Here is a 1,039-nt window from a genome sequence, read left to right on the forward strand (position 1 = left end):
TCGTCGGTCTGTCCCTTGTGCCACAGCGCGTGATCGGTGGTCGCCGACTGTTCGGCCGGTGGCAGCACCCGCTCCAGGCTGACCATCGAGGTGTTGCAGCGCAACGCGAACTGCCCGTCGGCGTCATAGACATAGGCCACGCCGCCGCTCATGCCGGCGGCGAAGTTGCGGCCGGTCTCGCCCAGCACGACCACGGTGCCGCCGGTCATGTACTCGCAGCCGTGGTCGCCGGTGCCTTCGACGACTGCCGTGGCCCCCGACAGGCGAACCGCGAAGCGCTCGCCAGCCACCCCGCGGAAGAACGCCTCGCCGCTGGTCGCGCCGTACAAGACGGTGTTGCCGACGATGATGTTCTTCATCGCATCGCCACGGAACTCGATGCTCGGGCGGATCGCGATGCGGCCACCGCTCATGCCCTTGCCGGTGTAGTCGTTGGCGTCACCGATCAGGTAGAAGGTGATGCCCTTCGCGAGGAACGCGCCGTAGCTCTGGCCGCCGGTGCCTTCCATCTGGATGAAGATGGTCTGGTCCGGCAGGCCCTCGGGGTGGTGGCGCACCAGTTCGCCCGACAGCATCGCGCCGACGGTGCGGTTGACGTTGCGCACCTCGTGCATGAACTGCACCTTCTCGCCGCGCTCGAGTGCCGGTTTGCATTTCTCGATCAGCGTCACGTCGAGCGCGCGGGCCAGCCCATGATCCTGGACCTCGACCTGGCGGCGCGGCACTTCGGCCGGCGCGGCAGGCAGATGGAAGATGCGTGCGAAGTCGAGTCCCCGGGCCTTCCAGTGTTCGACGCCCTTCTTCGTGTCGAGCAGGTCGGCGCGGCCGATCAGGTCGTCGAACTTGCGGATGCCCAGCTGGGCCATGATCTGGCGCACTTCTTCGGCGATGAAGAAGAAGTAGTTCACCACGTGCTCGGGCTTGCCGCTGAATTTCTTGCGCAGCGCCGGGTCTTGCGTGGCCACGCCGACCGGGCAGGTGTTGAGGTGGCACTTGCGCATCATGATGCAGCCCTCGACGACCAGCGGCGCGGTCGCGA

Annotated in this window: 1 protein-coding gene; it reads right to left on the minus strand. The window is 66.9% G+C overall.

The window, feature by feature from the left end; all coding sequences use genetic code 11:
* A partial coding sequence (locus tag Q1W68_RS18375; RefSeq protein WP_300717237.1) for a glutamate synthase-related protein occupies window positions 1–1,039 on the minus strand: 1,039 nt, incomplete at both ends.

The sequence above is a fragment of the Hydrogenophaga sp. genome (assembly GCF_030158645.1).
In the GTDB taxonomy this organism is placed as follows: domain Bacteria; phylum Pseudomonadota; class Gammaproteobacteria; order Burkholderiales; family Burkholderiaceae_C; genus Hydrogenophaga.